The organism is Streptomyces sp. STR69, assembly GCF_024519455.1.
Classification (GTDB): Bacteria; Actinomycetota; Actinomycetes; order Streptomycetales; family Streptomycetaceae; genus Streptomyces.
Window position 1 is genome coordinate 310674 of the sequence record NZ_JALJRY010000005.1, and the last position, 9008, is coordinate 319681.

The window sequence follows — 9008 nt, forward strand, 5'->3', positions numbered from 1 at the left end:
AGTCTTCAGCCAGTACCTTGGGCCGCGTTGTCACGTTGCTTGCTTTCAGTAGTCGGAGAGGAGGGTGCGGAGGGCCTTGCGGGCGCGGTTGGCGTCGACGCCGATGCACTTGGAATACCAGTAGTAGGTCTCCTCGGTGCTCATGGTGTTGATGCCGGCGACGAGTGCGCGGACGCGCTCATGCTTGGCGATGGGCTGGGTGGCCAGCAGGATCAGGGCCAGGCGTACGCCATCGGGTTCGGTGAGCCGGATGGGTGCCTTGCGGGTGAAGGTCAGCACGCTGGGCTGGTGGCCCGATCGCTTCACGGCAGAGAAGAGTGCGTCGACGACGCGGCCCGTCTGCTGTGGGGTGAGGGCGACGATGGTCGTGGCGAAGACGGAGGCGGCCTCGCCAAAAGTCTCCTCGACGGTGAGGCCGTAGGTCTCGCCACGGCCGGGCTTCACGATGAGACGGAAACCACGGACGCCAGCGACGGCAGCGAGCCGTCGGCTCGGGATGGCCGTCGCGCGCTGGGGCATGGTCATTTGGTCACCTCCGCCGTCATTGTTGTGCTCTTGATGCCGAGCTTCTTGATCACATCGTGGATCTGCGTGAACTGAGGGTCGTCGACGTCGAGTGTCGGGGCGAACCGGAAGGTGAGAGTAACGTCGCCGACCACCTTCGTGGTGGCGTTGAGCGCCTTCTTGGCGTGACCGTAGGCCATCTGGAAGTCGGCGCGCTCGGCGGTGCCTTGGAACTGGATGCCGCCTCCGGTGAGCCCCTTGTACTCGGCGCGGATGGTGGCGCGGACCGTGATGGCCTGCTTCTGCAGCATGCCGAGCGAGGCGACGGCGAGGTCGATGTCGCTTGTGCCGGACGCGGCATCCGCGCTTGCCTTCAAAGTGAGGGTCGAGATCGTGCGAATCGTGTAGTCGGAGACGGCGTCAAGCAGGGTCTGCATGGCCGCGCCACCGGGACCGGTCGCCGTGAAGGTCTTGGAGGTGGCGGTGCGGGTGGGGACCTCGACGCCGATATCGTCTGCGGCTTCGCGGGGCAGGATGTGGAGGGTGTCGAGGCCCTTGTCCTTGATCGCCGAGGGTGAGAGCGCTCTGACTCCGGCGGCAGGCTCGGTGTCGGTGACGACAAACCAGCCGTACTCGCTGGACTGGACGGCGGTGGCCAGCAGCTCGAGGACGTCGGTCTTGGAGGGTTCGCCGCCGCAGGCGGCCTCGAGGCGAGTGCGGAGGTCGGCGCCGGTGAGCTGCTCTCCGGTGAGTACCGAACGGAGGTCGGTCTGGGTGGGTTTGCGCACCAGAAGGCCGCGCTTCTGTGCTTCGGTCATGGTCATGACCTCGGCGTCGGCACTGAAGGTGATCGACATGCCGGCCTGGGTGCTGGCTGTGTGGGCCTTCCCGCTGGCGGAGTCGTAGTAGACCCAGTTGTCGTGGCTGACGCCGTGGACGATCGCGTCACGCAGCAAGGAGACGTTGCGGACGATGGGGACCTTGTGGTCGGACCAGAAGTAGTCGGCGATCGCGGCTGTGCTCGTGGCCTCCTTGTTGGCCCAGGTGCGGTTGCGCAGGAAGGAGGCTGTGAACGCGCTAGTGCGGATCTTGTCCTCGTCGGTCAGCAGGGTGATGACAGCGGAGGTGGCATTCTTCGGGTCGCCCTGGGCCTGGGCAGGGAGCTCACGGTGGCGCAGGTAGCCGGTGGCCTTCTCGTCGGCCGGGTAGTAGATGTGCTTGAAGCACCGGGTGACCGCGATGCGGGCCTGAAGACGGGCCTCCTTGTCGTAGGCCTCGACCTTCTTGCGGACCTCCTCGCTGAACTGGCCTAGCCGGTGGGTATCCGTGGCAAGGTTGTTGGAGGCGATCAGGGCACGTGCACGGTCCTTGAGTGCGGGGACCTGCTCGGTGTCGGCAAGGGCGAAAACCAGGGAGTTGCGGTACTTGCGCGGCGTACCGACTGAGCCGACCTTGTCGAGCATTTCCATGACCTGTGCCGGCGGCTGGTCGGCGTGGCGTGGATCAACGGTGACGACATCGTGGTCGAGCACGACCACGCGCAGCGCGTTCTTGTCTGGGATTTCGGCAGGGCCTGACGGGAAATGGATCGCCGTGACGCCGCCGTCGTTGGCGAACGCTTTGTGTATCAGGCTGTCAACTTCTGCAGCGACCGCAGTGTTGGCGATATTGCGCTTCTCGGTCTCGATGATGGCGTTGACGTTGGGCTCGATGTTGAAACGCCAGCGGGCACCGTCGTACGACAGGTGCCAGAAGACCTTCTCCGACTCGGTCAGCGCCTTCTCGAAGATGGTGGCGTCCTCGCCGGGACGCAGGGTGCCGACCAGCCAGTCGTTGCGGCCCGCCCCTGCGGTCGAAACCATCTCGAGGGAGTGTGTGAACACGGTGCGGGCCACGCGGGTCGCGTAGGCAGGTTTGCCGGGGAAGACATCGGCGTCGACGACAGCCGCGTGGGAAGCCTTGGAGGCGAAGTCGCCCTTAGCCACGCTCGCGTACTCGGCGCGTCCGAGACCATCGGTCAGGTGGTTGAGGACCGGCTCGTTGGAGTAGTCGATGTCGCCGACGTTGATGATCGCGGTGTCGTCGTTGGTCGCGTAAATGTTGGCCACGACCTCGGCGAGGAGCTTCAGAGCGCCTCGAGCGCGCTGGAACTCGGTGATGTTGCCCAGTCGCTTGTCGAGGACGCGGACCAGCTCCGGGTGGAACGGGTAGGTCTTGGTGACCAGGTCGCCATAGGAAGCCGATTGCTCGGCGCCGCCTGCGAGCTGCTCCGTCTTGGCGAGCTGCTCGTAGAAGTCCCGATAGGCCTCCCCGGCGGCCCTGGCGGCGCCCTCGTCGACGGAGGCGAAGAGGCGTTTCTTGAGGATCTCCCCGATCTCGTTGTCAGCGGCGGGCTTGATCACCGCGCTCGGCTGCACCGCGCGGGTCAGCACGTCGCCGGTCTCCTGGGCGGCCTTGACCGAGGCGGTGTTGGCGGCGTCAGCCTTCTCCCTTTCCTCACCGGTCAGCTCGCTGATCTCGGTGGTCTCCGCGCCGAACGCGTTGGTGGTCGCGGCAAGGGTGATGATGACCGAGACCTTGTTGGTCGGGTCGGAGGCGACTTCGAAGAGATTGCCGAGGAAGACAGGGATTGCGCCGACCATGCGGCGGACGTCCTCGCTGCCTGAGGAGGCCACTACACGCAGATGCTTGGCGATCTCGTCGACGATGACCACCGTTGGCTTGTCGCCGAAGGCGGCCTTGATCGTGGCGGTGCCCGGAGCCGTGCGTTGGGCGTCGTTCGCCTCCATCGCCGCGAACGCGTCATCACCAATCTGGGCGGCCATCTCACCCCACATCGTGTAGGTGCGATGGCCACTGGTCTCGAGGCCCGCAGTAGGGTCGAGGGCGTCACCGACTAGAGCTGCGACCTGGACCGGACCGTCGGGAAGCAGGCTCGGGTCGAGGAACTCGGTGATGTTGGACGGCCGGGCGCCCGTCGCGAGGTGGTAGACGGCGGTTAGCCCGTGGGTCTTACCGCCACCGAACGAGGTCGTCGGGCGAAGCACGCCGTTCTCCCCCGCGACACCCTTCGCTCCAGTCAGGCGGCCAAAGGTCTTGGTGAGCAGCTTCTTCAGGCCGCTCGTGGGGTAGGTCTGCGCGAAGAATGCCTCCGCGTCGCCGTACACCGGATAGTGCTTCGCGTCGCGGACTACTTTGTCCAGTTGTGCTGCGAAGTGGTTGTCTGACAACCCGCCTTCGAGCACGTCCTCTCGCGGAACGCACACCTTCCGCAGAGCCCCCAGGTTCGACGCTGTCATGCCTCTCCTACCCCCCCCAGACGCCGTGCACGCGGCGTCGCTCCTTGACCTGTGCATCATGCTATTGCAGGCCGCCGACAACCATGTCGAATTCTGCCGTTGGTCCCGCATCGTCCTGCAACAGCGGCCGGATGTCCGCCTAATCCGTCATGTCCGACGGGTGGTGCGGCTACCGGACGCTGTCGGCAGCATTGCCATGATCATGCCGCCCGCACCCGGTGTTCCCCCCGCTCCAACCGCCCCATGACCACCTGATGTGCCCGCCACCCATCCGGAAACTTAGGCGGCACGTCCAGGTACACCGGACTGCTCCGCGGATGCCGGTCCAGCAGATCCCGGATCCCGGCGCGGGCCACCACGATGCACGCGAAGCGGTGTCGGGAGAGCAGGACGCACAGTCGGCCCGTCTCCAGGTGGAAGGCGGAGGCGTCGTGGCGGCCGGACAGTGGGTGCCAGACCAGGGTGACGTCGAACTCGCGGCCCTGGAGGCGGTTGGCGGTGTCCACGGTGATGTCGGTCAGGCCGCGGTCGGCGAGGCGGGCGCGGACGGCGTCCGCCTGCACGGTGCGAGCCGCGCCGATCGCGATGCGTGCCTCGGTGAGGGGCTCCCCGTTGACCAGCGCCCCGCGTTCCAGCAGGCGGGCCGCCGTCGCCGCGAGGGCTTCGGCGACCTCGGGGTCCTGGTCGAGGGTGTGGCGGGCGGGGAGTTCCAGATGGCCCCAGCCGGAGGCGGCGGCGCGGGTGAGGACGTCGTCCAGCGGGGTGGAGCCGTGGGGCAGGCTGGCGTACGACAGGACGCGGTCCTGTGCCGTCGTACCGGGGACGAACCGGTAGAAGGGGTAGAAGGCCTGCTCGACGAGGGGGGCCGCCGTCTCCGGCAGGCGCCAGGAGACGGGGAGTTGGTGGCGTACGAGATCCGGGGTGTGGGCGAGCGTCACGTCGACCGCGTTGCGCAGGGGGTCCCAGGTCAGGCCGTGCCAGCGGTCGGTCTCCACGGTGGCGAAGGGGTCGAGCTGGCCGGGGTCGCCGACGAAGAGGACCTGCGAGTCGTCCTCGCTGAACAGCGGGGCCGTCGCGAGGAGCGCGTCCGAGCGCATCTGGTACGCCTCGTCGACGATGGCCCAGCGCCACGGCCGGCACTTGTCCGGGGTGACGTACGACCACTTCTTCGCGGTGGACACCACGACGGGCAGCTCGCGAAGGTCTGCCGCCTGGGTGCTTCCGGTGATGTGGGGGTGCCGGGTGACGCGGGGCGGAAGGGTGTGGCCGCCGGCGTGCAGGCGGCCGATCGCCAGGCCGGGATGCTCGCGTGCGAGGCGGTCCACCAGGTCGTCGACCTGCTCGTTGGTCTGCGCGACGATCATGAGCTGGTGGCCAGCCGACGTCAGGTGCCCGGTCGCCCGCACGACCAGGGTGGACTTCCCGGCGCCGGGCGGGGAGTCCACGACGACGCCGCGGCCCGGTGCCGTGTCGAGGCTGGAAAGGATGTCGGCGACCGCCCGGTCGGCGCGCTCCCCGGGGGTGCGACCGTCATCGGGACCGTCGTGGGTTCCCGTGCGGGGGAGGATGGAGGTCACTCCCAGGTCTCCTCTGCGTCCTCGTCGGTGGGTTCGTACGGTCGTGGCGGGCCGCCGTGGGTCCAGGGGGTGTCCTCCTCGGCGGGCAGCGAGGCGGGCATGGCGGTGGGGTTGAGCGTGGTGTACGTCAGCTCCTCGCCGGTCTCGGCGAGAGTGCCGGGCGGTGCCGGAGGCGTGCGCTTCCTCGCGAAGCCGCCCTTGAGTTCCAGCACCACGGTGCAGGCGTCGTCCTGCTGCCGTACTTCGAGGACCCGGCCCTCCTGGCCGGGGCGGGCCGGGGACCTCACCTCCGTGCCGGCCGCGAGGCCGACGGGGGCGTCGGTGCGGAGGGTGATCGTCGGCCGCCACACCTGGGAACCGGGCCGGGTGCCGGGGACGAACCGGTTCTCGTCCCTGGCGGTCACCGTCCCCGTGAACGCCTCGCCCGCCAGCTCGTACTCCGCCATCACCAGCGGGTCGTCGTAGGCCCGCTGCGCCTCGTAGCGGGCGACCGCGTCCTCCAGGCGGGCCAGGCGGCGCGCGGCCCCGACGGCGTGGTCGCGGCGGGCCTGCGGGCGGCCGTCCGCGTCCAGGTACTCGGCGTACTCGGAGAACAGGCGCCGGTCGAAGGCCCAGCGTTCGCGGACGTGGGCGCCCTCCGGCAGGTCCCGGAGCAGTTCCATTCCGCGCCACATCAGCTGCCAGGTGGGCAGCATCTGGCCGCGCAGCTCACCGTCGATCTGACGGCCGACCGCCTCGCGTCCGCGCTCGTCGGACGCCTCGTCGTAGCGCGTCATCAGCTCATGGAGCGTCCGGTCGAAGACCGGGTCCGTGGCCGGGCCGGCGGGGGGCCACACGGCGGGGTCCTCCGCCTCCCACGCCGCACGCGCGCCGTCGCTGCCGTCCGGCGGGTCGATCCAGGCGAGCAGGGACGCGAGGTGGGAGTCCTCCGAAGGGCTCTGGCCCGTCGCCCAGTGCGCAGCGAGCTGCCGGGTCATCGCGAGGAGCATGCTGGAGTCCGGGAACTCGGCCAGATCCGCGAACCGGGTCAGCCACTTGCCGAGGGTGGGCACGGACGGGGCCACCGCGTACGGCCCTTCGGTGGCGCGCAGCCTGGTCAGACGGCCGAGCAGACGGACGTACGCGATGCCCTCGCCGTTCGGCACAAGGAGCTGCGGGGCCCGCAGGCAACGCAGGCGTTCCTCCTTCTCCTTGCCACGGCCGACGGTGTACGGCTCCGTCTCCGTCCGGCATCCGTCGATGTGCGCCAGCAGCAGTGTGGCGAGACGCTCGGCGAAGCGGAACCGTTCGGCACGGTTCCGTGGCTGACGGACCGTCAGCAATGTCGGGTGTGCCGGGTCCGCACCCGCGAGGGCGGCCAGGGGCGCGCAGGCCTCTCCGGCGAGGGTGAGCGGCACCAGCACGAACGGCCTCTGGTCCAGGTGCTGGTGGCGGACGGTGGTCAGCGGCTCGGCGTGGCCGGTGCGGGACGCCGTGAGAGCCGCGACGGTGGACAGGACGCTCATGCGGCCCCCCGGCGGAGTCGGCGCAGCCGGGCGGCGGCGCGCAGCAGGTCGGCTGCCTCCGTCTCGGCCTCTCCCGGGGCGGCGACACCGTCCAGGTAGTCGAGCGCGGTACGGGTGGAGTCGATGCCTGGCAGGTCGTTGCGCACGGCGCTGCCCAGACGGGCAGGTGAGGCACACCCGTCGGCCTCGTCGCGGCAGTAGCGCGCCATCTCGCAGAAGGAGAGACATGCGGGCGTGTACGACGCGTCCAACGCCTCTATGGACGAGGAGAGTTCGGTCATGCTCCGGTCCGGGTCCAGGGTCGCCGTCTCGGGGAGCCGCGCCGCCAGGTCCTCGGCGCGCCGCAGCCGCGTGAGCTGGAACTGCAGGGCGTCGAGCTCCTGCCGGAGGTCGATCAGGCGACCGTAGGGCCGGTTGGAGAAGTCCTTCGGGCAGACGAGCAGGAAGTCGTGGGCGAGCTGCTCGGCGGGCAGGCCCGCGGCGTCGAAGGCGTGGCGCAGGGCGAGGACGTACACGGCGGCCTGCTTGGCCGCCTGGGCCACAGCCGTCGGGTTGGCCTGCCCGTCGATCGCCGCGAACGAGCGGATCAGGACGACGTAGAACTTCCCGTCGACGCGGTGGGTGAGGGCGTCCGGTTCGAGGTACGCCGTCCGTCCGGCGACTTCGAGGGTGAGTACGGGGCGGTCGAGGATCAGTCGGACGTCCTGCCCGGAGGCGATGTGCGCGATGAGGCGGCGGGTCTCGCGCTCCCGTACGGGCAGAGAGCTGTTGCCTCCCACCTCGTTGAGGTCTTCGACATGGGCCTCCGCCACGGGGACGGAGAGCTCCTCGCGCAGCAGCCGGATGAGCTCGGCGTACCCGCCCCACTTCACGAGGCTGTGGAACACCTGCTCGCGGGCGAGTGCGAAGGGCGACTGGCCGAAGCGCGGTTCGTATCCGACCTGCTGGGCGAGTAGCGCCTTGTCCACCCCGGCGGCGTCGAGGACGGCGCGGCGGGCGCAGGCGGGGTTGGCGGTCAGTGCGGTGATCTTGCGGGCGGTGTAGGGCTGAGGGGGGCGCGGTCCGCGCAGCCGCGTGAGTCTGTCGTCTGGGGGTTCGGACTGCTGCGAGGGCATCGTCTCTGCTTCGGGGACGTCTTCGGAGGTGTGCCGGCGGGTGGGACGACCGTGGCCGTCTCCGCCGGGAGAGGTCAGTGCATGCTGCCGCTCGCGTCACGCAGGGCATCACGCAGCGGTGCCGCACCGAACAGCTTTTGCGCGTCGGTGAGTTGGGTACGGGCGCGATCTGCCGCCGCCTGCCGCCGTTGGTCGTCCTCCTGTTGGTGGACGGTCGCTTCGGCTTGGGCGGCGGCGATCACGCGGGCGGGGTCGGGCTCCGGGGCCGCGGAATCGCAGGCACCCGGGATCGTGAGGGCGAACCGGCGCAGCAGCCGCCAGGCCGCGTCCGGGGCCGGATGCCCGGCCGTGGCCAGTCGCTGGATCTGCTCGGCGGTGCCGACAGCGTGGGTGAGGAAGTCGGTCCGGGGGCTGAGCGGGGTGATGATCCGCCGCTCCACGGGCCAGGTGGACAGGGCCAGAAGCCCGCGGGCGGGCACGAGACGGTCGTGGGTCAGCGCCGCGCAGATGTAGTACGGGCGGGCATAACCCTGTGCGGTGAAAGAGCGTTCCTCGTCCCGGCGGAGCGACGCGAGCTTGGCGGCGACGAGCGGCTCGGTGAAGAACGCCTCATACGCGGACGAGATGAGCTTCGGGGACGCGGGAGCACCCAGCAGGGTGAGCGCTTGGTGGACTTGTTCGCGGACTGGGATGGAGCCGTGTGTGGGGCGCTCCTGGCGGCGTGGTTGGCCTGTCGCCCTCGGTGGCGTCCGAGTCTCGGCTTCCGACGGAAGTGTCTCGATGTCCGGTCCGGCCTCGACCTCCAGAGCGTGCTCCCATGCGGTCTCCGCCTCGCGCAGAGCGCGACGGATACGCGTGGTTTCGGCCTTGTCCCGGGCGCGTACGGCGCCGCGCAACTCGGTGCGCAGGTGGGACAGGCGTTGCTCGAGCTCCTCCAGTGATGCCGCCATGAGGGGCACCTTAGCGCAAGAGCCAATCTATGCCAAGAACTTCCAAGATATTCCAATG

Annotated in this window: 6 protein-coding genes; all 6 read right to left on the reverse strand. The window is 69.4% G+C overall.

Annotated elements, in window-relative coordinates; genetic code table 11:
- Positions 1–45 precede the first annotated feature (45 nt).
- The 6 genes from OC490_RS11910 to OC490_RS11935 all read right to left on the reverse strand — a co-directional run bounded on the left by OC490_RS11910 (position 46) and on the right by OC490_RS11935 (position 8950).
- On the reverse strand, positions 46–525 hold the full coding sequence (locus OC490_RS11910) for a hypothetical protein (protein WP_262057849.1): 480 nt from the start codon (positions 523–525) through the stop codon (positions 46–48).
- A complete protein-coding gene (locus tag OC490_RS11915) occupies positions 522–3803 on the reverse strand; it encodes an ATP-binding protein (protein WP_262057850.1) in 3282 nt (1093 codons plus the stop codon). Before OC490_RS11915 ends, OC490_RS11910 begins: the two co-directional genes overlap by 4 nt.
- Positions 3804–4003: 200 nt before the next feature.
- Positions 4004–5380 carry an AAA family ATPase gene (locus OC490_RS11920; protein WP_262057851.1) on the reverse strand — a complete coding sequence of 459 codons (1377 nt, stop codon included), beginning with the start codon at positions 5378–5380 and terminating at the stop codon, positions 4004–4006.
- Positions 5377–6885 carry a hypothetical protein gene (locus tag OC490_RS11925; RefSeq protein WP_262057852.1) on the reverse strand — a complete coding sequence of 503 codons (1509 nt, stop codon included), beginning with the start codon at positions 6883–6885 and terminating at the stop codon, positions 5377–5379. Before OC490_RS11925 ends, OC490_RS11920 begins: the two co-directional genes overlap by 4 nt.
- Positions 6882–8000, reverse strand: coding sequence for a hypothetical protein (locus OC490_RS11930; protein ID WP_262057853.1), 1119 nt, complete (start codon positions 7998–8000; stop codon positions 6882–6884). The genes OC490_RS11925 and OC490_RS11930 overlap by 4 nt, the downstream gene beginning before the upstream one ends.
- A 74-nt stretch (positions 8001–8074) precedes the next feature.
- Positions 8075–8950, reverse strand: a complete 876-nt coding sequence (locus OC490_RS11935) for a hypothetical protein (RefSeq protein ID WP_262057854.1) — start codon at positions 8948–8950, stop codon at positions 8075–8077.
- Positions 8951–9008: the final 58 nt, after the last annotated feature.